The sequence below is a fragment of the Pseudoclavibacter sp. JSM 162008 genome (genome assembly GCF_041366455.1).
Taxonomy (GTDB): Bacteria; Actinomycetota; Actinomycetes; order Actinomycetales; family Microbacteriaceae; genus Pseudoclavibacter.
Genome location: NZ_JBEWYX010000001.1, coordinates 145,191 through 170,067, shown reverse-complemented (window position 1 = coordinate 170,067; position 24,877 = coordinate 145,191). Strand labels below are relative to the sequence as shown.

The following is a 24,877-nucleotide window of genomic DNA, read 5'->3' as shown; positions in this document are numbered from 1 at the left end:
CGCCGCATGGAAGCGGCGGGGCGACGCGGGTGGAGCAGGGCGTCTCCAGTATGGACGCCCAGGGCGGTCTTGTGGTCGTCAAAATCGCTTGAGAACGACCACAACCCCGCTGCGGTCCGTGGGGCGCGGGGGCGAGCGGGGGCGCGGGAGGCGAGCGCGAGGCGCGAGGTGCGAGCGGCGTCAGGTCGAGCGGAGGCGGACCATCTCGGCGTAGCCCTCGCGGTAGCCGGGGTAGTCGAGTGTGCCGAGCAGCTGCAGCATCCGCTCGCCGCTCAGCAGCGTGCCGCTGGCCTCTTCCGGGTGGATGCGCGGGGGCGGGGCCACGCCGAGCTCGCCGGCCACAAACGTGGCGACCTCACCCAGCGGCGCGGGGTGCGCATCCGTCGCGTGAAGGAGTGAGGGCGCGTCGGCACGTTCCAGCATCGCCTCGATCGCCCGCACCAGGTCGCTCTCGTGCACTCGATTGGTGCGACGCGCGTACTGGACGGGGTCGCCCTCGAGGACGCGCCTGAGGAGGCTGTCCCGGCCGGGACCGTAGATCCCGGACGGCCTGATGACGGATGCGCCCAGCAGCTCGACCGCGCGACGCTCGCCGTCGACGAGCGCGCGCGCCCGGTCGGACATCGGTGACGGCGCGTGGGCCTCGGTGATCTCGGCGCCGTCGGCCCGCCCCTCGAAGACGCGGGTCGACGACACGAACACGACGCGGTCGGGGATGCGCGGCAGGCGCGCGGCAAGTGTCTCGAGGCATCGCCGGTAGGCGTCCGGGGCGACCACCCTGTCGACGGAGGGGGGAGGCAGCGTGATGACCAGCGCGTCCGCGTCCGGGAGGGAGGGCGGGAAGGAAGTCGGGTCCGCGAGGTCCCCGCGGATGAGCCTTATCCCACCGCCTGCGGCCTCCGCGCTGCGTCGCACTCCGACGACCGCAGCACCGCGGGCCAGGTACCGCTCCCCCAGCCTCGAGCCGAGCTTGCCGAAGCCAGCGATGAGGAGGCGGGTGGGCGCGGACGTCGGCGAGGCGGGGGTGCTCATCCTCCGAGCGTAGAACTCGACTCCCGCGAGTCACCCCAAAGGGTCGCAATCGGACCCTGACGGCGACCATTCGCGGTGATTCGCGGTGGGCAGACGTGCGAGGTCGTCACCGGGCGACGCGGACCCGTGGTCGGCTGGGCAGTCCGACTCCGCGGGCGTATCCTCGGGACGTGACTTCGGAGATCCTGACCCCGTACGAAGACCTGCTGCGCGACGTGCTCGAGAACGGCGCCCGCAAGTCCGACCGCACCGGCACGGGAACGCGCAGCGTGTTCGGCCGCCAGCTGCGGTACGACCTTTCGGAGAGCTTCCCCCTCATCACCACGAAGCGCGTGCACTTCAAATCCATCGCGTACGAGCTGCTGTGGTTCCTGCGCGGCGACTCGAACGTGCGCTGGCTGCAGGAGCGCGGCGTGAAGATCTGGGACGAGTGGGCCGACGAGAACGGCGACCTCGGCCCCGTCTACGGCGTGCAGTGGCGCTCCTGGCCGACACCCGAAGGCGGACACATCGACCAGATCGAGCAGGTCGTCGCCCAGATCCGCGCGAACCCCGACTCGCGCCGCCACATCGTCACGGCGTGGAACCCCGCCGAGATCTCGACCATGGCGCTGCCCCCGTGCCACGCCCTCTTCCAGTTCTACGTGGCCGACGGCAAGCTCTCCTGCCAGCTGTACCAGCGCAGCGCCGACCTCTTCCTCGGCGTCCCGTTCAACATCGCGTCCTACGCCATGCTGACCCTCATGGTCGCGCAGCAGACGGGCCTCGAGCCGGGCGAGTTCGTGTGGACGGGCGGCGACGTGCACATCTACGACAACCACGAGGAACAGGTTCGGGAGCAGCTCACACGCGACCCGTACCCGTACCCGCAGCTGCGCATCGACCGCACGCCCGACACGATCTTCGACTACGAGTTCGAGGACTTCGAGGTCGCGAACTACGAGCACCACCCCACGATCCGCGCGGCGATCGCCGTATGAGCGACGCAGCGGGAGCGACCTGGGCGGCGGATGCAGTGCGCGCGGCGGCAGAAAGCGCGGGCGACACCGGCGACGGCACCGGCACCGGCCTGACGGTCGGCCTCGTGTGGGCGCAGGCGCACGGGGGCGTGATCGGCGCGGAGGGCGGCATTCCGTGGCACGTGCCGGAGGACCTCGCGCACTTCAAGGCTGTCACCCTCGAGCACCCCGTCATCATGGGCCGCAAGACCTGGGACTCGCTGCCCGAGCGCTTCCGACCCCTGCCCGGGCGACGCAACATCGTCGTGACCCGACAGCCCGACTGGTTCGCCGAGGGCGCCGAACGCGCCGGGTCGCTCGAGGAGGCGCTCAGCCTGGCGAGCGCCGGAACAGGCGCCGAGGCCTGGGTGATGGGCGGCGGCGAGCTCTACCGAGCGGCGATCGCCACCGCCGACCGCCTCGAGGTCACCGAGATCGACCTCGCCGTCGACGGTGACGCCCACGCCCCCGACCGGTCGGGAGACGACTGGGTCGTTGATGCGCGCGAGCCGTCCGACGGCTGGCTCGAGTCGCGCACGGGCATCCGCTACCGCTTCCTGAGCCTCTCGCGCTGAGCCCCGCGGGTCCCAGACGCCGAGGCTCCCCGGGTCCCCGATTCCGCGGCCCCATTCGGCACCGCTCTGGGCTCGCCTGCGCGGATTCGCCGCAGGACTGGCTGGATGATCGGCTGCCCAAGCAGGATGCCGAGCAGCACCAGTGCCATGCCCGCGCCCTGCTGCCAGCTGAGCACCTCGCCGGCGACAAGCGTTCCGAGCAGGACACCCGTGACGGGATTGAGGAGCCCGATCAGGCCGGTCGTCCCCGCCGTGAGGTTCTTGAGTCCCCCGAACCAGGCGAGGTAGGCGAGCGCCGTCGAGATGAGGCCGACGTAGGCGAGCGCGGCGATCGCGGGCCCGTCGTAGTTCGGCATCGGCCCCTCGACGAGCAGCGCGACGGGGAGCAGCACGACCCCGCCGCCCACGAGCTGCCAGGCCGTGAGCGGCAGCAGCTCGACGCCGCTCCCCCACCGCTTCACCAGGACGAAGCCGAAGGACGCCAGCGCCATGGCTGCGACGGATGCGGCGACTCCCATCCAGTCGACGGCACCCGTTCCCGTCGCGAGCATGAGCACGACCCCGGCGAGGCCGGTGGCCGCTCCCACGACGGGCAGGGCACGCAGCCGCTCGCCGAGCATGGAGACGGCGAAGACCATCATGACGATGGGCGACGCGGCCATGATCATCGACGCGATGCTCGACGGGAGCAGCTGCGACGCGACGTAGACGAGGGCGAAGAAGGCGCTCATGTTGATGGTGCCGAGCACGAGGGCGCGCCACCACCACGCGCCCTTCGGCAGCTCCCGGGCGAAGAGGAGGAGGACAAGCCCGGCCGGCAGCGCGCGAAGCACGGCACCCCAGAGCGGCGCATCCGCCGGGAGGAATGACCCCATGACGTAGTAGTTGCTGCCCCAGGCAATCGGTGCGATCGCCGTGATGAGCATCCAGCGCCATGTAGTTTCCATGGAAGCCATCCTAGCTTCCACGGAAGCTAGGATGTCACCATGATCGCCCCCGACGACCGCGTCAGCCAGATCCTCGCCGAGTGGGCGCGCGAGCGTCCGGACCTCGACGCATCCCCGATGGGCGTGATCGGGCGCATCCACCGCATCGGCCTGCACCTCACCGACGAGCTCACCCGCGTCTATCGCGAGTTCGGCCTCGGCGAGGGCGACTTCGACGTGCTCGCGACCCTGCGGCGCGCCGGCACGCCACACGAGCGCACGCCGAGCGAGCTCGCCGCGTCGACCATGGTCACGACCGGGGCCATGACCAAGAGGGTCGACCGGCTCGAGGGCGCTGGCCTCGTCTCCAGACGGGTCAGCGAAGCGGATGGGCGGGGCCGCGTCGTGCAGCTCACGCCGCGCGGGCTCGACCTCATCGACAAGGCCTACACGCGACACCTCGAGAACGAGGAGCGGCTCCTCTCCGGCGTGAGCGCAGACGACCGGGCCGCGCTCGCCCGCATCCTCGGCCACTGGCTCGCCGACGTCGAGGACACCGTCGAGGGCACCGGCAGGGGCGCCTCCCTAGACTGACGTCATGACTGCTCCCCAGGCGTCGGGCCGCGGCTCCGAGCTCCCGGACGAGGCGACCGGCATCGCCGAGCGCCTGTCGCGCATGGTGCGGGTGAAGACCGTCTCGGCGGACATGACGGAGCGCGACGCTGCCCCGCTCCAGGACTTCCTCTCCCTGATCGACGAGCTGTACCCGCTGGCCCACCAGCGACTTGAACGGGAACCCGTCACCGACCGGGGCGTGCTGTACCGCTGGCCGATGGCGGAGACCGGCGGTCGAACCGGGCCCGGCAGCTCGAGTGAACCCGTGGTGCTCATGGCGCACTTCGACGTCGTCCCGGCGTTCGAGTCGGAGGGATGGACGCATCCGCCCTTCGAGGGCACCGTCGCCGACGGCTCCGTGTGGGGCCGCGGCACGCTCGACGACAAGGGGCCGCTGTGCGTGATCCTGGAAGCCGTCGAAGCGCTGCTCGGCGAGGGGTTCGCGCCGGCGCGCGACGTGTACCTGTGGTTCGGTGGCGACGAGGAGACGGGCTCGGAAGCGGCGACGGCGGCAGCGACCCTGTTCCGCGAGCGCGGCCTCACGCCGTGGCTGGTGCTCGACGAAGGCGGTGCCGTCGTGGATGCTCCCCTGCCGTTCATCGATGTGCCAGCGGCCATGATCGGGGTCGGCGAGAAGGGGTCGGTGAACATCATCCTCGAGGCGAGCGGCGACGCGGGGCACGCATCGGCGCCGTCCGGACTGACGCCCACGGCCCGCATCGCGAGGGCCGTGACGAGGGTGGAACGCAGGCCGTTCCCCGCGCGGCTGACTCCGGCGGCCCGCGAGATGTTCGCGACGTTCATCCCGCATGCCCAGGGCCGCGGCAGGGTCATCCTCGAATCGTTCACGCGGGCCCCGTTGCTCGCCGCGCAGACGCTGGTCCGCCTTGGCGGTGATGCGGCCGCACTCGTGCGGACGACCCTCGCGACGACGCGCCTCAGCGGTGGCACCGCCGACAACGTGCTCCCCGCGAGCGCGAGCGCGACCCTCAACTGCCGCATCGCGCCGGGCGAGAGTGTTGCCTCCACGCTTCGGCACGTGCGGCGGGCGGTCCGCGACCGGCAGGTGCGCATCTGCTGCACTGATCCGAACGAGCCGACGGCGCTCGCCCCGACCGACAATGCGCAGTTCGCTCTGCTGCGCGATGCCGCGCGCCGCGCCTACCCGGAGGCCGTCGCCGCGCCCTACATCACGCTCGCCGCCACCGACGCGAAGCACTTCCAGCGCTTCGCGCCCGCGACCTACCGCTTCGCGCCGCTCGCCATGGATGCCAGGCAGCGCGCGTCGATCCACGGCGTCGACGAGCGCGTCTCGATCGCCAGCCTCCGCGCGGGCAAGCTCTTCCACGAGTCCCTGCTGCGCTCGCTCTGATTCCCGTGCTCGTCGGCCGCGCCTGAGCGCCTCTCCCCGAGAGGTCCTGGCGGAGAAGGCGAGACGACGCAGACCGGTCGGTAGGTGTCGAGCGACGGCGGCAGTACAGTGATTCCACCCAGAACGACTGACGACACCGCAGCCGTCCGGCACGACGCACCACCCCGGGCCCCACCCCCGCCAGCACAGAGGCCGGAGCTCGGGCGCCCGATGCTCCGCCCAGCTCCCCTCGAGGAAGGCACCAACGTGCACCGTCTCCGCCCCGCCGGCTTCGCCTCGATCGCCGGCATCGTCGGCTTCCTCGCGTTCGTCGAGTGCACGAGCGGGATCCTGCAGGGCTACTACACCCCGCTGCTCACCGACATCGCGCGGCACCTGGGCATCCAAGACGCCGACGTCAACTGGCTGGAAGGGGCGCAGCTCATGCTGTCGGCACTGGTCGTGCCGGTACTCGCTAAGCTCGGCGACATGCTCGGGCAGCGCAAGGTGCTGCTCGTCTCGACGGCCGTCACTGCGCTGGCGTCGTTCGGCCTCGTGTTCGCGCAGGAGTTCTGGATGTTCCTCGTCGCCTGGACGCTGCAGGGCTTCTACGTCATCTGGCTGCCGCTCGAGATCGCCCTCATCTGGTCGCGCACGCGCGAGCGCCCGAACTCCGCGCGCCTCACCCGCACCTCGGCCGGAGTGCTCGTCGCGGCGCTGCAACTCGGGGCCGTCGCCGGCGCGCTCAGCGCTGGGGCGCTCGCCGAAACCCTGCCCGTGCCGGTGCTCCTGCTGATCCCGGCCGTCGCGGTTGCTCTCTGCTTCTTCGTGATCCTGTTCGGCGTGAAGGAAGCCCCGAACCCGGTCGGAGGGAGGCTCGACTACCCGGGCCTCCTGCTCCTGAGCTTCGCGCTGATCTCCTTCACGGGCGGGCTCAGCCTGCTGCGCGTCAACGGTCCGGCGGACCTGTTCTCGTGGAGCATCGTGCTGCTCGGCCTCGCCCTGCTCGCGGTCTTCGCGCGCGTCGAGCTCGGCCGACCCGATCCCCTCATCGACGTGCGCCTCTTCCAGTCGCCGGCGCTCTGGCCCGTGTTCCTGACGGCCGGCCTCTTCGGAGTCAGCGTGCTCGGCGCGCAAGCGCCCCTCTCGACGTTCGCACGCACCGACCCGAGCGTCTACGGGTACGGGCTGGGCGCATCCGCTGGCCAGACGTCGATCCTCATCGGCTCGTACGTGCTCTCCATGGTCGCCGGCGCGCTGCTCTACGCGCAGGTCACGAAACTGCTCGCACCGCGCATCGCGCTGATCGGCGCGAGCGGTCTCGTCGCAACCGGATACCTGCTGTTCCTGCCCTTCCACGACGGGTATATGCAGGCGGTCACCAACATGGTCATCGCGGGCATCGGGTCCGGCGCGCTCGTCGCGGCGCTTCCTTCTGCGGCGGCGGCCGCAGCCCCCGCGACCCAGACGGGCGTTGCGACCGGGCTGACCAACTCGGTGAAGACGCTGGGCGGGGCCATGGCGTCGTGCGTGTTCGGCATCGCCCTGCTCGGCACGCTGGCGAATGCCCCCGCCGCGGGCGACGGCACGGCAGGCTCCCTCACGGGTTACTTCACGGTGTGGACAGTGTGCGGGCTGACGGCCGTGGCCGCCGCAGCTGCGCTCTGCTTCGTGCCGAGGACGGCCTTCCAGGATGCGCCCGAGCGGGCCGGCCAGCCGCCCGTCGCCGTGTAGCGCCCGCGCCTCAGCCCTGGGCTGGGGCAGCGAGCGGCAGGCGCACCGTGAAGCGCGTGGCGCCGGGTCGGCTGTCGACGGCGATCGTGCCGCCGTGCGCATCCACGACGCTCTTCACGATGGAGAGGCCGAGACCTGTTCCCCTGGTCACCGGAATGTCACCGGCCTCGGTCTCGCCGCGGGCGCGCGACGTGTCGCCGCGCACGAAACGCTCGAAGAGGTGGCCGAGCACGGCGGGGTCGATGCCCGGGCCGTCGTCGAGGACGCTGAGCATCGCGAACCGGCCATCGACGCCGAGCGTCAGCGTGACGTTGGTTCCGGGCGGCGTGTGCGCGTCGGCGTTGGCCAGCAGGTTCGAGACGACGCGGCGCAGCTGACCCTCGACCCCCACCACTTCGATGGGCTCGCCGGGGATATCGAGGTTCCACCGGTGATCGGGCCAGGCGGCATCCGCGTCGCCGACCGTCTCGAGGGCGATGAGGGACAGGTCGACCCTGCCGCGAGTGGCCTCCACGCCCTCGTCGAGTCGAGCGAGCAGGAGGAGCTCCTCGACGAGCGCGGTCATTCGGACGGACTCCGAGTCGATGCGCTCGAGCGCGCGGGCCGTGTCCTCCGGCAGGTCGGCGCGGCTGCGACGTGTCAGTTCGGAGTAGCCGCGGATCGACGCGAGGGGCGTGCGCAGCTCGTGACTCGCATCCGCGACGAACTGCCGCATCTTCGCTTCGCTCGCCTCCCTCGCCGTGAAGGCGCGGGAGATGTGCCCGAGCATCGTGTTGAACGCCTGCCCCATGCGCCCGACCTCGGTTCGAGGGTCGGCGTCACGGGGGTCGACGCGCACGTCGAGCGCGGCGTCGCCCGAGGTGAGCGGCAGCTTCGAGATGCTGGTCGCGAGGTGCTCGACCCGTTCGAGCGGGGCCATGGATGCGCGGATCCAGCGAGACGTGAACAGGGCGGCGAGCGCGATGCCGAGCAGCCCGATGAGGCCGATCATGAGACTCAGCGTGGTGGTCGTCGCGTTGACGTCGCCGAGCGGGAGGGCGATGACGACCCCGTACCCGGCGGGCCCTTCGCTCGCCTGCGCCCTGACCTCGCCGATGCCGTCGACGGTGACCGTGTGCGCCCGCCCGTCCTGGGGCACGCTCGCGAGCGACTCCGCGGTGCTCGGCGAGATGATGACGACCTCGCCGAGGCTGTCGAGGGCGCCGGCGGAGATGACCTCGCCGCCGTCGATGACCGCCCCGACCGTGCCCTCGGCCTGGCCGGGCAGCTTCAGCACGAAGGTCGCGTTCGGCGTGAGCGACAGCGGCCCGCCCGTGTCGCCGGGACCGGACGCGCCCTCGCGTCCACGGTCGCTGGCAGAGAGCAGCTGCTGGTCGAGCCGGTCGACGAGCACGTTGTGCAGCAGCGAGACGCTCACGGCGCCGATGACGGCGGTGACGGTGACGAGCGTCGCGACGAGGCCGAGGACGAGCCTCCGGCGAAGCGTCATCGGTGCGCGGCCCTGCGGGGCGGCCGCTTCGGCATATCCTCCCTGCCCGGCGAGGGGCGAGGTCATTCCGTGGCCTTGAGCATGTACCCCACACCGCGCACCGTGCTGATCATAGGCTCCCGGCCGGCGTCGACCTTCTTGCGCAGGTAGGAGATGTACAGCTCGACGACGGTCTCTCGCCCGCCGAAGTCGTAGCTCCAGACGTGGTCGAGGATCTGTGCCTTCGAGAGCACGCGGCGGGGGTTGCGCATGAGGAAGCGGAGCAGCTCGAACTCGGTGGCCGTGAGCTCGATGAGGTCGTCGCCTCGGCGAACCTCGTAGCTCTCCTCGTCCAGGCTGAGGTCACCGACGCGGAGTACTGGGTCGTTCGCGGTGCCCTGCGTGAGCATGGACCGGCGCACGAGGCCGCGGACGCGCGCGATGACCTCCTCGAGGCTGAAGGGCTTGGTGACGTAGTCGTCCCCGCCCGCGGTGAGTCCGGCGAGACGGTCGGCGAGTGCATCCTTCGCGGTGAGGAAGAGCACGGGCAGCGTTTCGTCGTCGGCGCGGATGCGGTGCAGCAGGCTGAGCCCGTCGGTGTCGGGGAGCATGATGTCGAGGACTGCGGCGTGGGGTTTGAACTCTCGGGCGACCTTGATCGCGGAGGCGCCATCCGCGGCGGTGCGGACTTCCCAGCCCTCGTAGCGCAGCGCCATCCGGAGCAGATCGGTGAGCGAGGGCTCGTCGTCGACGACGAGCACTCGGATGGCGGATCCGTCGGCCGCCGTGAGCTTCGGGCCGAGCCGCGAGCTCGACTGATCGGTTGCAGGCATGGCTCCAGTCTCCTCTTTCAACTATGGAGCACCTATGAGCCGCCTGGGCGCGGAGTATGCGCGGTCAGGTGAAGAGCGTCTCCCCCACGTAACCGCCTTCGCGCGCGCCGGGCGGGATCGCCCAGATGCCGCTGCCGGTGTGCTTGAGGTACTCGTTCAGGAGATCGGTGCTCAGCGACTGCTGCACGCGGATGAACTGCTGCGGGTCCCGCTGGTAGGACAGGAAGAAGAGCCCGGCGTTGAGCCGCCCGAGCTCGTCGTTGCCGTCGACGAAGTTGTAGCCGCGACGCAGCAGCCTCGCTCCCGCGTTCTTCGCGGGATGGGCAAGGGCGACGTGCGAGTTCGCGTCGATGGCGGGCTGCCCGAAGGTCGTCTCGCTCTCGACCACGAAGTCGGGCTCGGTGAACTCCTCGCCGCCGCTGAGCGGGGCGCCGGCGCGTTTGTCGCGGCCGATGATCTGCTCCTGCTCCTCGAGACGCACTCGGTCCCACGATTCGATCATCATGCGGATTCGCCGCGCGACCAGGTAGGAGCCGCCGACCAGCCAGTCGGCGCCGTCGCCCGGGGCAACCCAGACGTGCTCGGCGGTCGCGCTCGTCTCCTCCGCCTTGACGTTCGCGGTGCCGTCCTTGAAGCCGAACAGGTTGCGAGGTGTGGCCTGGCTCGTCGACGTCGACGAGGTGCGCCCGAAGCCCAGCTGCGACCAGCGCAGGATGACGCGGCCGAAGCCGATGCGCGTGAGGTTCCGGATGGCGTGCACCGCGACCTGCGGGTCGTCGGCGCAGGCCTGGATGCACAGGTCGCCGCCGGAGAGTGCGCTGTCGAGGGCGTCGCCAGAGAACCGCGGGAGCTGTGTGAGCTTCGCCGGCTGCCTGCTCGCGAGCCCGAAGCGGTCGACGCCGTCGCCGTCGACGAAGAGCGTCGGCCCGAAGCCGACCGTGATGGTGAGCGCGGACGGAGGCAGTCCCATGGCCTCGCCCGTGTCGTCTGGCGGCGCGAGCGGGGAGCCGCCGACGGCGCCGGAGGCTGAGACGTCGAGGCCCTGCACGAGCCGCGACGACGCGTAGCTCCAGTCCTGCAGCAGCTCGATGAGCTGCTCGCGGGTTGTGCCCTCGCGAACGTCGAAGGCCGCGAAGTGGAGCCGGTCCTGGGCTGGCGTGACGATGCCGGCCTGGTGGTCGCCGGAGAACGGATACTGGGTGCCGCTGCCCGCGTGAGTGCTGGCACCGGCCCCGGTCGCGGCCGCGATACCGAAGCCACCGGCACCGCCGGCGGCGATGCCCGCGGCGCCCGCACCGAGCAGCCCGAGCAGCCCGCGTCGAGAGAGGCCACCATGTGCGGGTGCCGCCGCGGCAGGGTCCGCCACCGGGTCGGAGCTCGCCGCTGGCCGACGTGCCGCCGTCGATCCGGACCTCACGTTCCCTGCTCGCGCATCTGCGCCGTCGGGTTCGCGCCCGGTCTCACCTGCGCTCACGGCGCTCCTTCTGCTGATGGTTCATGTGGTGCCGTCCCGGGAGATTGCAGCGAAAATCCGAGCACGGACCCGAGTCCCGTCAGTCAGGGTGACGAGGGATCGCATCGCCGTGATGAAGGGCACTCAGCGACGCCACGTCACCCTGACTGGCGGTGTGCGTCTCGGAGAGGCTACGCCTGCAGGCCGAGCACCGTGGTCGTGAGCTGCGAGAGCGGCTCGGCGAGCGCATCCACCTGCGTGGAGAGCTCCTTGACCTGGTCTGGCGTGAGGTCGCGGTAGTTGGTGAAGCCCTCCTCGTAGCTGCCGTAGCTGCCGAGGAGGTCGTTCAGCGCCTTGAACTCCGTGCTGATGGAGTCGGCGATCGCTGTGCCGTCCTCCCCCTTCGACCGGGCGACGTCCTCGACGATGCCGAAGGCGACTTCTGCACCCTCGACGTTCGCCTTGAAGTCGCTGAGGTCGGTGCCGGACCACCAGTCCTCCTCACCGGAGATCTTGCCCGTCGCGACCTCGTCGAGCAGGCCGATCGCGCCGTTCGTGATGTCCTCGATGGAGATCACGAACTCCTCGCCGTTCACGAGGTCGGCGAGCTCCTGGATGTCGGCGACGAGCTGGTCCGCGTAGGCGGTGCGTTCCTCGGGCGTGGAGGGCGCCCAGTCGAGGAACGCGTCGGTGTCGTCGGAGTTCTTGTCGCCCGGCTGCGGCTGCCAGAGGTCCTTCTCGATGCGGTGGAAGCCGGTCCAGTCGAGGCCCTCGGCGACGGCATCGACCTCTCGGTAGTCGATCTTCGGGTCGAGGTCGCCGAACGCCTCGGCGGTCGGCTCGATGCGCTCGTAGGGCACGCGCGCCGCGGCGAACAGCTCGCGGGCCTTCGCGTCGTCGCCGGACTTGTAGGCGGTCGTGAACTCCTCGATGAGGGGCACGAGCTCGGAGACCTGGTTGCGCAGGTAGGCGGTGTAGCTCGTGACGGCCTCGTCGTAGGCGGCCTGGTCGTCTGCCGCGACCTCGACGGCCTCGCCGGAGACTTCGAACGCGGTCTGCCCGATGCCCTCGCCGATCATGCCCGGCTTGCAGACCGTGAAGTAGCTGCCCGGCTGCGCGACGACGGAGAGCTGGCGGCTCGTGCCGGGGGCGATGTTCTCGACCTCGCCCACGATGCGCAGGCCGTCGTCGGCGAGCAGGTAGAACTCGGTGACGCGCTCGCCCTCGTTGGTGACGTCGAAGGTGATGGGCCCGCTGGCGGCTGATGCGCCGGAGACCGTGCAGTCCGAATCCGTGCTTGAGACGGCGAGCGACGACGCTGGGTCGGCCGGCGCGTTCGGCACGCAGCCGGTGAGGGAGACGAGGGCAGCGGCCGACAGCAGACCGGCGGCGAGTGGCTTGAGGTGCATGGGTGTCCTTCTTCGAGGGCGCGTATCTAGAGCGCGGCGGTCGCCGCGGGCTGGGGTGAGGTTGGGGTCGCGTGCCGCCTGCCCGAGCGGGTGCGGATGGCGAAGAGCGTGGCGGTCGGGATGAGGTACGCGAAGTAGGCAAGGATCTCGAGCTTCGTCATCTCGGGGGTGAAGCCGAGTGTTCCCTTGAGGAGCGCGCCGAGGAGACCGTCCGGCGGGATGATCTGGGGGATGCGGAACGCCCACGCGTTCTCCCCGAACCAGGCCTGGGCGGCGGCGGATGCGCTCTCCGGGGCTGCGGTGAAGGGTCCGGGCAGCACCGCCGCCTCCTGCAGGTCGTGGATCGCGTAGGCCACGATGCCCGCGGCGAAGACGATGAGGAGGGCGCCGGTCCAGGTGAAGAAGGTGGAGAGGTCGATGCGAACGACACCGCGGAAGAGACCCCAGGCGAGCCCGACCGCGATGAGGAGGCCGAGGATGGCGCCGAGGAAGCCGAGCACCCAGCCGTCGCCCGAGCGCGTGGTCGACCAGACGAAGAGCGCGGTCTCGAGTCCCTCGCGTGCGACGGAGACGAACGCGACCGCGACGATGCCCCAGCCGCTGCCCCCGAGGTGGCGATCGACCTGCCCCTCGAGGTCGTGCTTGAGCGTCTTCGAGACGCGAAGCATCCAGAACACCATCCACGTGACCATGGCGACGGCGACGAGCGAGAGCGTGCCGCCGATGATCTCCTGGGCTTGGAAGGAGAGGCCGTAGGCGCCGAACGTGAGCACCGCGCCGAGGATGAGGGAGGTGACGACCGCGAACGCGACGCCGAGCCAGATGCGACGCACGATGTCCGGTCGTCGGATTCGCCGAGCGTAGGCGATGAGGATGCCGACGACGAGCGCCGCTTCGAGGCCTTCGCGGAGGCCGATGAGGAGAGAGCCGAGCATGCTGGATTCCTGGGCGTGAAAAGAACTGGGCCGGCGGGCGTGAGGGCCAGCCATAGCCCTGGCGTCCATACGCGGTAGGCCAGGTAAGGCTTACCTTTTGTGAAGGTACACCTGCCTTCGGGGATTTGCCAAGTTCCGTTCAGGTCAGAGCCCGTCCGGCGTCCCAACTCCTCCCGAGGCCAGTGCGCCAGCGCTCTCGAAGTGCGCTGAAGTACCGTGGTGCGCGGCCCGCGGTCCCGCGGTGCAGAGACTCAACCAGGAGGATCACCCGTGCAGACCATCGACACCAAGCAGCTCGCAGAGCTCGGCGAGCAGGCCACCGTCATCGACGTTCGCGAACGCGATGAGTTCTCTGCCGTGCGCATCCCGTGGGCCAGCAACGTGCCGCTGAGCGAGCTCACGGATCGTGTCGACGAGGTGCCAGAGGACGGCCCCGTGTACCTGATCTGCGCCGCGGGGGTCCGCAGCGAACGCGCCGCCGCGTACCTCGAGCAGCAGGGCAAGCCGGTCGTGAATGTGCTCGGCGGCATGTCCGAATGGGCGGGGTCGGGGTTCACGGTCGAACGCGACTGAACGACCCACGGTCGGCTGCCCGCCGTATCCTCGCCATTCCTTCGCCGATCGACCCGAGGCAGACCTCCCCAGCCATCCTGTCGGGTGGGGAGTTCTCCCCTGGATCTCGGGTGTGCCGTGCGTCGATTCTCGCTAGCGTTGAAGCCCCCAAGATCGCGAGCCCTGCGGCGCGACGAGTCACCGGCGATGGGAGCTGAGTGTGAACAGCCCACGGCATCTTGCGCGCGCCCGTGATGCCTCGACCCGCCTGGCATCGCAGCCGAGCGTGGACCCTCGGCTGCAGCTCGAGCAGCAGCACCGCGCAGCTCAGCTGGACCCGTTCGACCGCACCCTCCCGCGGCGCGCGATACGGGCGGCGTCTGCGCCTCTGTTCATCCCCGGGTTCCGCTACTACCCGCCGGTCTCGCGCCTCGGCGCCGCCCGATAGCGGCACGCTGAGGCCTCCGCTTTCCGGTCGCGTCGGTGCGCGGATGCATGCGGCCGGGCCTGTGGATGACCAAGCGGATGTCGGTCGTCGCGCCTAGGGTTGCTTGCATGGTCGCAACGCACGAGACAGAAGCCCCCGCCAGGTCAGGGACCCTGCTCGAGCGAGCGCAGCGGGTGCTGCGCGAGGTCTTCGGCTACGACGACTTCCGCGGCGACCAGGCCCAGATCATCGAGCGCCTCTGCGCTGGCGACGACGCTGTCGTGCTCATGCCGACCGGTGGAGGCAAGAGCCTCTGCTACCAGGTGCCCGCGCTCGTGCGAGAGGGCACCGGAGTGGTCATCTCGCCCCTCATCGCGCTCATGCACGACCAGGTCGGCGCGCTCGAGCAGCTCGGCGTGCGCGCCGCGTTCCTGAACTCCACGCAGTCGATCGACGAGCGGAGAGACGTCGAGCGGCAACTCCTCGCGGGCGAGCTCGACCTCATCTACCTGGCCCCCGAGCGCCTGCCTGTCGCCGCCGACCTCCTGAGTCGCACCAACATCTCGCTGTTCGCGATCGACGAGGCCCACTGCGTCGCGCAGTGGGGGCACGACTTCCGCCCCGACTACCTGAACCTGTCGATGATCGCGGAGCGCTGGCCAGGCGTCCCCCGCATCGCCCTGACGGCCACCGCGACGAGCGAGACCCGGCAGGAGATCGTCGACCGGCTCGTGCTCGGCGACGCGAAGGTGTTCGTGGCCAGCTTCGACCGCCCGAACATCCAGTACCGCGTCTCCCCGAAGGCCACCCCGAAGGCGCAGCTGCTGCGCCTCATTCACGAGGAGCACCCGGGCGACGCCGGCGTCGTGTACTGCCTGAGCCGCAAGTCGGTCGAGAACGTCTCCGAGTGGCTGCGGGGACAGGGCGTGAACGCGCTCGGCTACCACGCGGGGATGCCTGCCGAGACGCGTGCGCGACACCAGGCGAAGTTCCTCCGCGAAGACGGGGTCGTCATGGTGGCGACGATCGCATTCGGCATGGGCATCGACAAGCCGGATGTGCGCTTCGTGGCGCACCTCGACCTCCCCAAGAGCATCGAAGGCTACTACCAGGAGACTGGTCGCGCGGGCCGAGACGGCCTGCCGTCCACCGCCTGGCTGGCCTACGGCCTGAACGACGTGGTGCAGCAGCGCCGCATGATCGCGGAAGGCGAAGGAGACGCGCAGCGCAAGCGAGCGCAGAGCCAGCACCTCGACGCGATGCTCGCGCTCTGCGAGACCGTCACGTGCCGCCGCGTGCAGCTGCTCGCCTACTTCGGGCAGCTCAGCGAGCCGTGCGGCAACTGCGACACGTGCATCTCGCCGCCCGACTCGTGGGATGGCACGATCGCGGCGCAGAAGCTGCTCTCAACCGTGCTGCGACTCGACCGCGAGCGCAACGGCCAGGCGTTCGGCGCCGGCCAGCTCATCGACATCCTCACCGGCAAGACGACCGACAAGATCACGCAGTGGCAGCACGACGAGCTCTCGACGTTCGGCATCGGCAAGGATCTCGGCGACACGGAGTGGCGCGGCGTCATCCGCCAGCTGCTGGCCGCGGGGGTGCTCGCTGTGCGCGGCGAGTACGGGGTGCTGGCGCTGACGAGCGAGGCCGCCCCGGTGCTCCGCGGCGAGCGGCAGCTCATGTTCCGCAAGGAGCCCCCGAAGCCGGCCGGCTCGAGCGGGCGCCGCTCGCGCGGGGAGTACTCGGGTCGCTCCGGCGGCGGGAGCGCGGCAGCGGCAGCCCTCACGGAGTCGCAGCGCGAGGTCTTCGAGCGGCTGCGCACCTGGCGCGCCGAGACCGCGAAGGAGCAGGGCGTGCCCGCCTACATCGTGTTCACGGATGCGACCCTCGCCGCCATCGCCGAGGTCAAGCCGCGCCAGCACGCGCAGCTCGCCGCCATCTCCGGCGTCGGTGCGGCGAAGCTCGAGCGCTACGCCGACGACGTTCTCGACGCCGTCGCCGACCAGTAGCGCCGCAGCCCTGGCCGTCGCGCGGCTACGACAGGACTCGGTGGACGCGCAGCGCTTCGACGACCAGCGCGTGGTCCTCGTGCATCTCGAGGCCGCTGACGCCGACCGCGCCGGCGAGGGTGCCGCCGATGCGGATCGGGAAGGCGCCGCCCGCGGCGGCGTACTCGCGCGGGTCCAGGAGGGAGTCTGCGGCGAAGTCCTCGCCGTCCGCCTCGTACGTGTATCGGACCGCGAGGGTCGAGTGACCGAAGTGCTCGACCACCCGGAACTTGCGGGCGAGCCAGGCGTCATTCAACGCGGAGGAGCCTGGCGTCGCGGCGTGGAACGCACGCTGTCCGCCGAGCACGACCGAGACGGCGACGCTGTGGCCGCGCATGATCGACTCGTGGCGCAGCCAGGTGCCCACCTGCCACGCATCCTCGAGCGTGAAGCTCGGGAAGTCGAGCTCCTGCTCCTCGGCGTTCAGGATGCTCAGGATCTCGCCGGCGGGCAGGCCGGCGTACGGGGGTGGGGTGGTGGAGCTCATGGGTGACCTCGGTGTGCACGGCAGTCTCGGACTGCGGATGGGCTGGGGGTTTCGGCACGACGGCGTACCTGCTGCGAGCATAGCCCTCCTGCGCCCTTTTGTCATGACATATGCACATGCAGAGTTCAGTCTCCGGGATGACGCGATACATCGCGAGTTGCGGCAGGCTTGACGCATGCGCACTCTCCTCAACATCATCTGGCTCCTACTCTCGGGCTTCTGGCTCTTCTGCGGCTACATGCTGGCCGGCGTGCTGCTCTGCATCCCGATCATCACGATCCCGTGGGCCATCGCCTCGTTCCGCATCGGCCTGTACGCGCTCTGGCCCTTCGGCCGCGATGTCGTCTCACGGCCGAACGCCGGTGCCTTCTCCTTCATCGGCAACGTCATCTGGTTCGTGCTCGCTGGCTGGTGGCTTGCGATCGGTCACATCGTCTCCGGTATCGCGCTGTGCGTCACCATCGTCGGCATCCCCATGGGCATCGCCGATTTCAAGATGATCCCGATCTCCCTCTCGCCGCTCGGCAAGGAGGTCGTCGACCGCGACAACGGTCCGTTTGCGGCCGCCCGCCGCTGACCAGCCTCCTGAGCGCGCGAAACGGCCGGCACCCCGCAGCGGGTGCCGGCCGTTCTCGCATGATCCACGCAGCGGACGCTGCGCCTACTTGGCGGGCACGTCCGGGATGTCGTCCTCCACTTCGCGGATGACGGCGATGTCCTGCGTGTAGCCGCCGAGCTGCTCGAGCTCGTGGGCGAGCTCCTCGAGTTCGGCGCCTCCGGCCATCTGCGCGGTGAGCTCGTCGAGGGTGATGTCGGCCTTGTCGTAGTAGCCGATCGACTTGCCCCGCTTCAGGAGCAGGAAGCTGTCGCCGACGGGGAACGCGTGGTGCGGGTTGTGGGTGATGAAGATCACGCCGAGTCCGCGGTCGCGCGCCGCGAGGATGTAGCGAAGCACCACACCAGACTGCTTGACGCCGAGGGCGGCGGTCGGCTCGTCGAGGATGAGCGCCTTCGCCCCGAAGTACACGGCGCGGGCGATCGCGACGCACTGCCGTTCGCCGCCTGAGAGCTGGCCGATGGGCTGGTCGACGTCGCGAAGGTCGATGCCCATGTCGAGCAGCTCCTTCTTCGTGATGTCCTTCATCTGCTCGACGTCGAGGCTCTTGAACGGGCCGAAGCCCTTCGTGAGCTCGGAGCCGAGGAAGAAGTTGCGCCAGATCGGCATGAGCGGCACGACCGCGAGGTCCTGGTAGACCGCCGCGATGCCCCGTTCGAGGGCCTCGCGAGGCGACTTGAGGTGCACCGACTCGCCCTCGATGAGGAACTCGCCGTCGGTGTGCTCGTGGCGTCCCGCGATGATCTTGATCAGCGTCGACTTGCCGGCACCGTTGTCGCCGAGCACGCACGTGACGCGCCCCGGGTCGACGTCCATGTCGACGCCCTGCAGGGCGAGGATGTTGCCGTACCGTTTGCCGGCTTCCCGGAGCGAGATCAGGTGCGCGCCCTGGTCTGCCGACGCCGACTGCTGCGCATCCGTCACTGTTGCCTGATTCGTTGCCATTACTTCTGCTCCGCCCTCTTCTTGACGACGAGGTTCACGATCGTGGCCATCAGCAGCATGAGGCCGAGGAAGAACTTGAACCAGTCCGGGTTCCACTGGGCGTAGACGATGCCCTTGTTGGCCATGCCGAAGATGAGGGCGCCGATGGCACCGCCGATCGCCGAGCCGTAGCCGCCGGTGAGGAGGCAGCCGCCGATGACGGCCGCGATGATGTAGAGGAACTCGTTGCCGATTCCCTCGCCCGACTGCACGACGTTGAAGGCGAACAGGTTGTGCATGCCGAGGATCCAGGCGCAGAAGCCGACGCCCATGAAGAGGCCGATCTTCGTCGCCGTGACGGGGACGCCGACGGCGCGGGCCGCGTTCTCGTCGCCGCCGACCGCGAAGATCCAGTTGCCGATCTTCGTGCGCATGAGGATGAACGTGGCGACGAGCACCAGGGCGATCCAGATGAAGACGGTGACGTTGACGTTGACGCCGAAGACCGGGATCTCGCTCGCGAAGATGGCCTTCGCCGATGCGAAGCCGTCCATGTCAGCGATCGCGGGGCTGGAGACGCCGCCGCCGACGAGGCGGGTGATGCCGAGGTTCAGCCCCGTGAGCATGAGGAACGACGCGAGCGTGACGATGAACGACGGCAGCTTCGTCTTGATGAGCAGCCAGCCGTTGATGAAGCCGACGACGAGGGCGAAGACGAGCCCCATGAGCACGCCGACCCACACGTTGGTGGCGAAGTACCAGCTGAAGAGGGATGCGGTGAGTGCCGACGAGATGACGGCGACGCCGGCGGAGAGGTCGAACTCGCCGCCGATCATGAGCAGCGAGACGCCGACGGCCATGATGCCGATCGTGGAGGCGCCGTAGAGCACGGTCGCGAGCGATGTGACCTGCGTGAAGACTGGGGCGGCGACCGCGAAGAACACGAAGACGACGATGGCGCCGACGACGGCGCCCATCTCGGGCCGACCGAGGATGACAGAGAGCGGCGAGCGCTTGCCGACGCGCTCGTCGGTGGTGACGGGGGCCGAGCCGGTGTTGGGCGACCGGGGGGATGCTGCGGTTGGTGTTGAGGTTTGAACCATGACTGCACTTCCTTGTGAGGGGTCGGGATGGCCGCGCTGGCGGCCACCCCGACCGTGGTTCGCTGGTTAGCGGATGCCCTTTTTGGCCTCTTCGAGGACGACGGCCGCGTTGCTCTCGTCGATGATCGTCGGGCCGGTGAGCACGGGCTTGCCACCGCCGAGTGCGAACTCGCCGTTGTTCTGCAGCCAGAGCGAGTCGACGGCCATGTACCCCTGGAGGTAGGGCTGCTGGTCGACCGTGAAGGCGACGTCACCGTCGACGATGGCCTGCGCGAGGTCCGCGTTGAGGTCGAACGACGCGACCTTGGCGCTCGAGCCGGTCTCGGAGACCGAGTCGATGGCCGTGAGGGTGAAGGGAGCTCCGAGTCCGATGACGACGTCGGTGTCGGGCGTCGACTGCAGCTTGGCGGAGATCGTCGACTTGACCTGGGTCATGTCGGTGCCGGTCACGTAGAGGATCTCGGTGGCTGGCACCTTCTCCTTGATGCCCGCGCACCGCGCTTCGAGGCCGACGTGGCCCTGCTCCTGGATGATGCAGAGGGGCTTGCTGTAGCCGAGCTCGGTGATCTTGTCACCGGCGGCCTGGCCCGCGACGACCTCGTCCTGGCCGATGTAGGTGAAGGCGCCGAACTCGAAGGCTTCCTTGCTGCCGCCGTTGAAGGCGACGACGGGGATGCCGGCGTCGACGGCGGCCTTGATGGAGTCCTCGAGTGCGTCGCCCTTGGCGATGGTGACGGCGATGCCGTCGACGCCCTGGTCGATGGCCTGCTGGATCAGCTGAGCCTGGTTCGGAGCCTGCGGGTCAGACGAGTAGAGCAGTTCGACGTTGTCCTTCGCCGCCGCCGTCTCGGCGCCCTTGCGGACGATGTCCCAGAAGGTGTCGCCGGGGGCGGCGTGAGTGATCATCGCGATCTTGATCGAGGGCGTGTCTGCGACGCCAGCGACCGCGGGGTCCTGCGCCGTTCCGGTGTCGCGTCCGCCTGCGGAGGAGCAGGCGGTGAGTGCGAAGACCGGCACCATGGCGAGTGCGGCCAGGCCGAACATGAGACGTTTCTTCTTCACGAAAACTCCTTTGAATGCCGTGATGACGTCAGTTGTGCGCTCGACGAGACAGCCGCTGGGGGACGGCGCCTTGAGAAGCTCACGTGTGCTCGCTCGGTCATCCTTGTCCGAGAGCAACGAGCACGTCACTGACTTGTCATGACAATAGCTCAACAGGTGTATTAAGCAAACACTTTCTTGTGAAGACCGCATCACGGATCCGTCTCGACGCAGAACGGCGGGCGACCGAGATCCGGTCGCCCGCCGCCCGACGGCAGGTCTCGCGCGCACTCAGTAGACCACCGGCTCCTCCCGGCCGCTCGCGAGCGAACGAGTGGCGGCCTCGGCGACAGCCTGCGCGCGAAGGGCCTCGCGCAGTGACGGCGACGGCGAACGCGCATCCTCGAGCGCACCGACGAACTCCGCGAGAGCCGCGGCGTAGGTGGGCTGCACACGCTCGAACCAGCCCGCGTGCATCCCCGACTCCGTCACCGTTCCGCTCCCATACCTGGCCACCTGGCCCGACCTGTGCCGCTTGGCTTCGACCAGCCCCTCCGAGCCGAACACCTCGATGCGCTCGTCGTAGCCGTAGCCGGAGCGACGGATGCTGTCGATCTGCACGAGGGCGCCGTTCGCGAGGCGCACGGTGGCGATCGACGTGTCGACGTCGCCGTACTCGGCGACCCTGGGTTCAGCCAAGGCACTGCCCGTCGCGGACACGGCGACCGCATCGAGGCCGGTGATCCAGGTCGCGAGGTCGAAGAAGTGCACCGCCTGGTCGCGCATCTGCCCGCCGGAGACCGCGATGTACTCGAGCGGCGGCATGGATGGCCCGCGACTCGAGAGCTGCAGCAGCTCGACGTCGCCGACCTCGCCCGCATCCACGATTCGCTTCACCTCGGAGTAGTCGCGGTCGAAACGACGATTGAAATCGACCATCGCGGTGATGCCGGACGCCTCGACGTACGCCACCGTCTCCCGGGCGCGCTCGAGATCGAGGTCGATGGGCTTCTCGCAGAGCGCTGCGATGCCCGCGTCGGCCGCGAGCCGAAGATGCTCGGAGTGCTTGTTGGTGGAGGACGCGATGAGCACGGCGTCGACCTGCGCGGCATCGAAGACCTGCGCGAGCGAGGGCACGGCCGCTGCGCCGTGCGAGACGGCCAGCCTCTCTGCCCTCGCGAGGTCGACGTCGTACACGTAGCGGAAGTCGACATCGGGGTTGGCCGCGAGGCTCTGAGCATGGACGGCGCCGATGAACCCGGCGCCGATGAGCGCGAATCTCTGCATCTCAGTTGCCCCCTGCCACACGGAGTTCAGCGTCGGCGGCCGCCACCTCGGCTTCGTGATCGACAACGCTCGCCGGCACGACCCACGCCCCATCGGCGGCGTGCGAGGCAGCGACGGCCTCCACGAACTGCACACCGATGAGACCGTCGATGCCCGTCGGGAACGACAGCTCGCGGATGGTCGACAGGCGCGCATCCCGTCGCGCCTCGAGCTCGTCGGCGAGGTCGCGGTAGAAGTTGCCGAACGCCTCGAGGAAGCCCTCCGGGTGCCCGAGGCCGACCCTCGTGAGCCTGGCTGAGTCCTCGGAGAGCGAGGCGAGGCCGTGCGTGAAGACCGTGGTCGTGCCCTCGAGGTCCTGGAAGGTCAGGTGGTGCGGGTCCTCGTGCTGCCATTCGAGACTTCCCTCGTCGCCGAAGACGCGGATGCGCAGCCCGTGATTGTGGCCAGTCGCGGCCATGCTCGCCCAGAGCCGACCCGGGACCTCGTCACTGAACTCGAGTGCGACCGTCGCATTGTCGAAGACCTTCCGACCAGGCACGAGAGTGTGGAGCTGCGCCGAGACGCGATCGGCCTCGAGGCCGGTGATGTAGCGAGCGAGGTGGTAGCCATGCGTGCCGAGATCGCCGACGACGCTCGGGAACCCCGCCACGTCGGGGTCCGTTCGCCAGCTCGCCTGCTTGTGGCCGGTCAGCTCGAGCGGCGTCGCGGCCCAGCCGGAGGCGTGTTCCACGTCCACGAACGTGAGCCGGCCGAGGCGACCGTCGCTCACCATGCGTGCTGCCTCTCTGACCATCGGATACGCCGAGTAGCAGTGCGGCACGGCGAGGATCACGTCGTTGGCCGCCGCGAGGTCGACGAGCTCGCGAGCTGTCGCGGAGTCCCGCGTGAGCGGCTTCTCGCACACGACGTTGATAGCGCGCTCGAGGAACGCCTTGGCCACCTCGAAGTGGCTGTCATTCGGCGTCGCGACGACGGCGATGTCGATGCCGTCCTCGCGTGCGGCCTCAGCCTCCGCCATCTGCTGGTACGAGTCGTAGGTGCGCTCAGGCGCGACCCTGAGGGATGCGGCCACTCCGGCCGACTGCTCACGGTCGCGTCCGAAGACCCCCGCGTCGAGCGAGTACCGGTCGTCCATCCGCATCCCGAAGCGATGCGTCTTGCCGATGTCGGCGCCGATGCCGCCCCCGACCATTCCTGCGCTCAGCCGGCGCGCGTTCTGTGTGCTCATGCCACCCTCGTTGCTCATCTCGTGCGTGCTCGGCGCATGTCGGCGCTTGCCGTTGCCTGCTCGCTCGTCTTGGACAAATGTAGATCGGTGCAAATAGTTCCACACCACGACCGAAAAGGCCATACGCTGGGGGCTCGACCAGAGCGCAGTCAGGAGGCGACCTCGTGGAGGAGACCCAGAAGTCGCCCTCGACCCCCGTCACCATCCGGGACGTGGCCGAGCGCGCCGGCGTCTCCAAGTCACTGGTCTCATTGGTGCTGCGCGACGCCCCCCACGTGAGCGACACCCGCCGCGCAGCCGTCCTCGCAGCCATCGCCGAACTCGGCTACCGCCCAAACGCCCACGCCCGCGGCCTCTCACGCGCCAAGACCCGCACCGTCGGGCTCATCGTCAACGACCTCCGCAACCCCTGGTTCGTGGAGCTCCTCGAGGGGGTCTCCGCAACACTCCACGCCTCCGGCTACGCGACGCTCCTGACCGACAGCCGCACCGACCAGCGCATCGGGCGCAGCTCGCTGAACACCCTCACCCAGCAGGGCGTCGACGGCATCGTCGTCATCGGCACCACCTCAGAGGGTGACGCCGTGGTCCGCATCGCCGACGACGTGCCCGTCGTGCTCGCCGGCACCCTCGACCCCGACCTTCCCGCGGTCGACATCGTCACCAACGACGACGAGGCCGGCGCCCGCCAGATCACCCGCCACCTCCTCGAACTCGGACACACGCGCATCGCCTACCTCCGCGGGCCCGGTCGCATCAGCGAACTGCGGGAGGAGGGCTTCCTGCGCGCCATGACCGAAGCCGGACTCGCCGCTCACGCCGTCACCGAAGCGGGAGGCATGAGCGAGGAGAGCGCACACGCGGCCGCCGGACGGCTCCTCGGGGCCCCGGAAGGCGAGCGGGTCACCGCGATCTTCGCCTTCAACGACGCCTCCGCCATCGGCGTGCTCTCGGTCGCCAACACCCTCGGGCTGCGCGTGCCCGCCGACCTGTCCGTCGCTGGCTACGACAACTCCCCGCTCGCGAAGTTCCAAGTGGTGTCGCTCACCTCCGTCGACACCGGCAACTTCGCCATCGGAGTGCAAGCCGGCACACTCCTCCTCGAGCGGATGCAGCACCCCGTGCAGCTCCAGCGCGTGCAGCGCGTTGCAACGAGTCTCGCCGTGCGCGGCTCGACCGGCAGCGCACCGGTCTGACTTTCGCGGCGGCTCGATCGCAGCGCGTCTGCCTCACCGCCGCCTGATGGCCTGAACCCTGCGCGATACTGACCGGGTGACCCCGACCATCCGCGACGCCACCGTCGACGACATCCCCGCGATCACCGAGATCTACAACGAGGACGTGCTGACGACAACCGTCAACTGGAACGCCGCCACCGTCGACGAGGACGACCGCCGCGCCTGGTTCGCCGGCCGAGCAACCGCCGGACTTCCGGTCCTCGTCGCTGTCGACGAACTCGGCGCCGTGCTCGGCTACGCGACATACGCCGACTTCCGCACCTTCTCGGGCTACCGGCACACCGTCGAGCACTCGGTGTACGTGCGAGGCGAAGCCCGCGGACGAGGGCTCGGCAAGGCACTGACACTCGCGCTCATCGACCGTGCCCGGAGGGCAGGCAACCACGTCATGGTCGCCGCCATCGACGCAGACAACTCGGCATCGATCAGCCTGCACGAGCGCCTCGGCTTCACGCACGCGGGTCGCCTCGACCAGGTCGGCACGAAGTTCGGCCGCTGGCTCGACGTGATCTTCCTGCAGCTCATCCTCGACGCCGGCGGCCCGGGCGACGCCGGGCGAAGCTAGCAAGACTCCTGACCAACATCAGTGCAAAA

Annotated in this window: 24 protein-coding genes; 11 read left to right on the top strand and 13 right to left on the bottom strand. The window is 69.6% G+C overall.

The window, feature by feature from the left end:
• Positions 1-180: 180 nt before the first annotated feature.
• Positions 181-1,032, bottom strand: a complete 852-nt coding sequence (locus ABVF28_RS00805) for an NAD-dependent epimerase/dehydratase family protein (RefSeq protein ID WP_371029128.1) — start codon at positions 1,030-1,032, stop codon at positions 181-183.
• Positions 1,033-1,202: 170 nt separating this feature from the next.
• On the opposite strand from ABVF28_RS00805, the gene ABVF28_RS00800 reads away from it, so the two are divergent.
• Positions 1,203-2,012 carry a thymidylate synthase gene (locus tag ABVF28_RS00800; protein ID WP_371029127.1) on the top strand — a complete coding sequence of 270 codons (810 nt, stop codon included), beginning with the start codon at positions 1,203-1,205 and terminating at the stop codon, positions 2,010-2,012.
• Positions 2,009-2,605, top strand: coding sequence for a dihydrofolate reductase (locus ABVF28_RS00795; protein ID WP_371029126.1), 597 nt, complete (start codon positions 2,009-2,011; stop codon positions 2,603-2,605). Before ABVF28_RS00800 ends, ABVF28_RS00795 begins: the two co-directional genes overlap by 4 nt.
• Here the strand turns inward: ABVF28_RS00795 and ABVF28_RS00790 are convergent.
• The gene (locus ABVF28_RS00790; protein ID WP_371029125.1) at positions 2,578-3,552 is read right to left on the bottom strand and encodes a DMT family transporter; all 975 of its coding nucleotides are present in this window, start codon (positions 3,550-3,552) and stop codon (positions 2,578-2,580) included. The genes ABVF28_RS00795 and ABVF28_RS00790 overlap by 28 nt on opposite strands.
• A gap of 39 nt (positions 3,553-3,591) precedes the next feature.
• Here ABVF28_RS00790 and ABVF28_RS00785 point away from each other — a divergent pair, with 39 nt between their 5' ends.
• The 3 genes from ABVF28_RS00785 (at position 3,592) to ABVF28_RS00775 (ending at position 7,231) form a co-directional block, all read left to right on the top strand.
• A complete protein-coding gene (locus ABVF28_RS00785) occupies positions 3,592-4,125 on the top strand; it encodes a MarR family winged helix-turn-helix transcriptional regulator (RefSeq protein ID WP_371029124.1) in 534 nt (177 codons plus the stop codon).
• Between the two features lie 4 nt (positions 4,126-4,129).
• A complete protein-coding gene (locus ABVF28_RS00780; RefSeq protein ID WP_371029123.1) occupies positions 4,130-5,518 on the top strand; it encodes a M20/M25/M40 family metallo-hydrolase in 1,389 nt (462 codons plus the stop codon).
• Positions 5,519-5,728: 210 nt separating this feature from the next.
• Positions 5,729-7,231, top strand: a complete 1,503-nt coding sequence (locus ABVF28_RS00775; protein ID WP_371029122.1) for an MFS transporter — start codon at positions 5,729-5,731, stop codon at positions 7,229-7,231.
• 10 nt (positions 7,232-7,241) lie between these two features.
• On the opposite strand, the gene ABVF28_RS00770 is transcribed toward ABVF28_RS00775, so the two are convergent.
• The 5 genes from ABVF28_RS00770 to efeU form a co-directional block, all read right to left on the bottom strand.
• The gene (locus ABVF28_RS00770) at positions 7,242-8,786 is read right to left on the bottom strand and encodes a sensor histidine kinase (RefSeq protein WP_371029121.1); all 1,545 of its coding nucleotides are present in this window, start codon (positions 8,784-8,786) and stop codon (positions 7,242-7,244) included.
• Entirely contained in the window at positions 8,783-9,532 is a 750-nt protein-coding gene (locus ABVF28_RS00765; RefSeq protein WP_104310456.1) for a response regulator transcription factor, read from the bottom strand. The genes ABVF28_RS00770 and ABVF28_RS00765 overlap by 4 nt, the downstream gene beginning before the upstream one ends.
• A gap of 64 nt (positions 9,533-9,596) precedes the next feature.
• On the bottom strand, positions 9,597-10,898 hold the full coding sequence (gene efeB / locus ABVF28_RS00760) for an iron uptake transporter deferrochelatase/peroxidase subunit (RefSeq protein ID WP_371029239.1): 1,302 nt from the start codon (positions 10,896-10,898) through the stop codon (positions 9,597-9,599).
• Between the two features lie 278 nt (positions 10,899-11,176).
• Positions 11,177-12,394 (bottom strand): iron uptake system protein EfeO, encoded by a 1,218-nt coding sequence (gene efeO, locus ABVF28_RS00755; protein ID WP_371029120.1) that lies wholly within the window; start codon positions 12,392-12,394, stop codon positions 11,177-11,179.
• A gap of 26 nt (positions 12,395-12,420) precedes the next feature.
• The gene (efeU, locus tag ABVF28_RS00750) at positions 12,421-13,329 is read right to left on the bottom strand and encodes an iron uptake transporter permease EfeU (protein ID WP_371029119.1); all 909 of its coding nucleotides are present in this window, start codon (positions 13,327-13,329) and stop codon (positions 12,421-12,423) included.
• Between the two features lie 270 nt (positions 13,330-13,599).
• On the opposite strand from efeU, the gene ABVF28_RS00745 reads away from it, so the two are divergent.
• The 3 genes from ABVF28_RS00745 to recQ all read left to right on the top strand — a co-directional run bounded on the left by ABVF28_RS00745 (position 13,600) and on the right by recQ (position 16,320).
• Positions 13,600-13,902: a rhodanese-like domain-containing protein gene (locus ABVF28_RS00745; RefSeq protein WP_104310452.1), complete on the top strand. Its 303-nt coding sequence runs from the start codon at positions 13,600-13,602 to the stop codon at positions 13,900-13,902.
• 265 nt (positions 13,903-14,167) lie between these two features.
• Positions 14,168-14,329 (top strand): hypothetical protein, encoded by a 162-nt coding sequence (locus ABVF28_RS00740; RefSeq protein ID WP_181026855.1) that lies wholly within the window; start codon positions 14,168-14,170, stop codon positions 14,327-14,329.
• 107 nt (positions 14,330-14,436) lie between these two features.
• Positions 14,437-16,320 (top strand): DNA helicase RecQ, encoded by a 1,884-nt coding sequence (gene recQ, locus ABVF28_RS00735; RefSeq protein WP_371029118.1) that lies wholly within the window; start codon positions 14,437-14,439, stop codon positions 16,318-16,320.
• A 25-nt stretch (positions 16,321-16,345) separates the two neighbouring features.
• On the opposite strand, the gene ABVF28_RS00730 is transcribed toward recQ, so the two are convergent.
• Complete coding sequence (locus ABVF28_RS00730) at positions 16,346-16,846, bottom strand: heme-degrading domain-containing protein (protein ID WP_371029117.1); 501 nt, start codon at positions 16,844-16,846, stop codon at positions 16,346-16,348.
• Between the two features lie 175 nt (positions 16,847-17,021).
• On the opposite strand from ABVF28_RS00730, the gene ABVF28_RS00725 reads away from it, so the two are divergent.
• Complete coding sequence (locus tag ABVF28_RS00725; protein ID WP_371029116.1) at positions 17,022-17,423, top strand: YccF domain-containing protein; 402 nt, start codon at positions 17,022-17,024, stop codon at positions 17,421-17,423.
• Between the two features lie 84 nt (positions 17,424-17,507).
• Here the strand turns inward: ABVF28_RS00725 and ABVF28_RS00720 are convergent, their stop codons facing one another.
• From ABVF28_RS00720 to ABVF28_RS00700, 5 genes are all read right to left on the bottom strand, one after another.
• On the bottom strand, positions 17,508-18,407 hold the full coding sequence (locus tag ABVF28_RS00720; protein ID WP_104310447.1) for an ATP-binding cassette domain-containing protein: 900 nt from the start codon (positions 18,405-18,407) through the stop codon (positions 17,508-17,510).
• Positions 18,407-19,489, bottom strand: coding sequence for an ABC transporter permease (locus tag ABVF28_RS00715; protein ID WP_151422077.1), 1,083 nt, complete (start codon positions 19,487-19,489; stop codon positions 18,407-18,409). The genes ABVF28_RS00720 and ABVF28_RS00715 overlap by 1 nt, the downstream gene beginning before the upstream one ends.
• Before the next feature lie 66 nt (positions 19,490-19,555).
• Positions 19,556-20,533 carry a substrate-binding domain-containing protein gene (locus ABVF28_RS00710; RefSeq protein ID WP_371029238.1) on the bottom strand — a complete coding sequence of 326 codons (978 nt, stop codon included), beginning with the start codon at positions 20,531-20,533 and terminating at the stop codon, positions 19,556-19,558.
• Positions 20,534-20,821: 288 nt separating this feature from the next.
• On the bottom strand, positions 20,822-21,817 hold the full coding sequence (locus ABVF28_RS00705; RefSeq protein ID WP_371029115.1) for a Gfo/Idh/MocA family oxidoreductase: 996 nt from the start codon (positions 21,815-21,817) through the stop codon (positions 20,822-20,824).
• Between the two features lies 1 nt (position 21,818).
• Positions 21,819-23,045 carry a Gfo/Idh/MocA family protein gene (locus ABVF28_RS00700; protein WP_371029114.1) on the bottom strand — a complete coding sequence of 409 codons (1,227 nt, stop codon included), beginning with the start codon at positions 23,043-23,045 and terminating at the stop codon, positions 21,819-21,821.
• Between the two features lie 164 nt (positions 23,046-23,209).
• On the opposite strand from ABVF28_RS00700, the gene ABVF28_RS00695 reads away from it, so the two are divergent.
• Both ABVF28_RS00695 and ABVF28_RS00690 read left to right on the top strand, forming a co-directional pair.
• The gene (locus ABVF28_RS00695) at positions 23,210-24,241 is read left to right on the top strand and encodes a LacI family DNA-binding transcriptional regulator (RefSeq protein ID WP_371029113.1); all 1,032 of its coding nucleotides are present in this window, start codon (positions 23,210-23,212) and stop codon (positions 24,239-24,241) included.
• A gap of 76 nt (positions 24,242-24,317) precedes the next feature.
• Positions 24,318-24,848, top strand: a complete 531-nt coding sequence (locus ABVF28_RS00690) for an N-acetyltransferase family protein (protein ID WP_371029112.1) — start codon at positions 24,318-24,320, stop codon at positions 24,846-24,848.
• Positions 24,849-24,877 lie beyond the last annotated feature (29 nt).

Bases quoted from the DNA above. Each gene is read 5' to 3' on its own strand.
- ABVF28_RS00805 (WP_371029128.1), bottom strand. From the start codon at position 1,032: ATGAGCACCCCCGCCTCGCCGACGTCCGCGCCCACCCGCCTCCTCATC.
- ABVF28_RS00795 (WP_371029126.1), top strand. From the start codon at position 2,009: ATGAGCGACGCAGCGGGAGCGACCTGGGCGGCGGATGCAGTGCGCGCG.
- ABVF28_RS00790 (WP_371029125.1), bottom strand. From the start codon at position 3,552: ATGGAAACTACATGGCGCTGGATGCTCATCACGGCGATCGCACCGATT.
- ABVF28_RS00785 (WP_371029124.1), top strand. From the start codon at position 3,592: ATGATCGCCCCCGACGACCGCGTCAGCCAGATCCTCGCCGAGTGGGCG.
- ABVF28_RS00780 (WP_371029123.1), top strand. From the start codon at position 4,130: ATGACTGCTCCCCAGGCGTCGGGCCGCGGCTCCGAGCTCCCGGACGAG.
- ABVF28_RS00775 (WP_371029122.1), top strand. From the start codon at position 5,729: ATGCTCCGCCCAGCTCCCCTCGAGGAAGGCACCAACGTGCACCGTCTC.
- ABVF28_RS00770 (WP_371029121.1), bottom strand. From the start codon at position 8,786: ATGACCTCGCCCCTCGCCGGGCAGGGAGGATATGCCGAAGCGGCCGCC.
- ABVF28_RS00765 (WP_104310456.1), bottom strand. From the start codon at position 9,532: ATGCCTGCAACCGATCAGTCGAGCTCGCGGCTCGGCCCGAAGCTCACG.
- efeO (WP_371029120.1), bottom strand. From the start codon at position 12,394: ATGCACCTCAAGCCACTCGCCGCCGGTCTGCTGTCGGCCGCTGCCCTC.
- efeU (WP_371029119.1), bottom strand. From the start codon at position 13,329: ATGCTCGGCTCTCTCCTCATCGGCCTCCGCGAAGGCCTCGAAGCGGCG.
- recQ (WP_371029118.1), top strand. From the start codon at position 14,437: ATGGTCGCAACGCACGAGACAGAAGCCCCCGCCAGGTCAGGGACCCTG.
- ABVF28_RS00730 (WP_371029117.1), bottom strand. From the start codon at position 16,846: ATGAGCTCCACCACCCCACCCCCGTACGCCGGCCTGCCCGCCGGCGAG.
- ABVF28_RS00725 (WP_371029116.1), top strand. From the start codon at position 17,022: ATGCGCACTCTCCTCAACATCATCTGGCTCCTACTCTCGGGCTTCTGG.
- ABVF28_RS00720 (WP_104310447.1), bottom strand. From the start codon at position 18,407: ATGGCAACGAATCAGGCAACAGTGACGGATGCGCAGCAGTCGGCGTCG.
- ABVF28_RS00715 (WP_151422077.1), bottom strand. From the start codon at position 19,489: ATGGTTCAAACCTCAACACCAACCGCAGCATCCCCCCGGTCGCCCAAC.
- ABVF28_RS00710 (WP_371029238.1), bottom strand. From the start codon at position 20,533: ATGTTCGGCCTGGCCGCACTCGCCATGGTGCCGGTCTTCGCACTCACC.
- ABVF28_RS00705 (WP_371029115.1), bottom strand. From the start codon at position 21,817: ATGCAGAGATTCGCGCTCATCGGCGCCGGGTTCATCGGCGCCGTCCAT.
- ABVF28_RS00700 (WP_371029114.1), bottom strand. From the start codon at position 23,045: ATGAGCACACAGAACGCGCGCCGGCTGAGCGCAGGAATGGTCGGGGGC.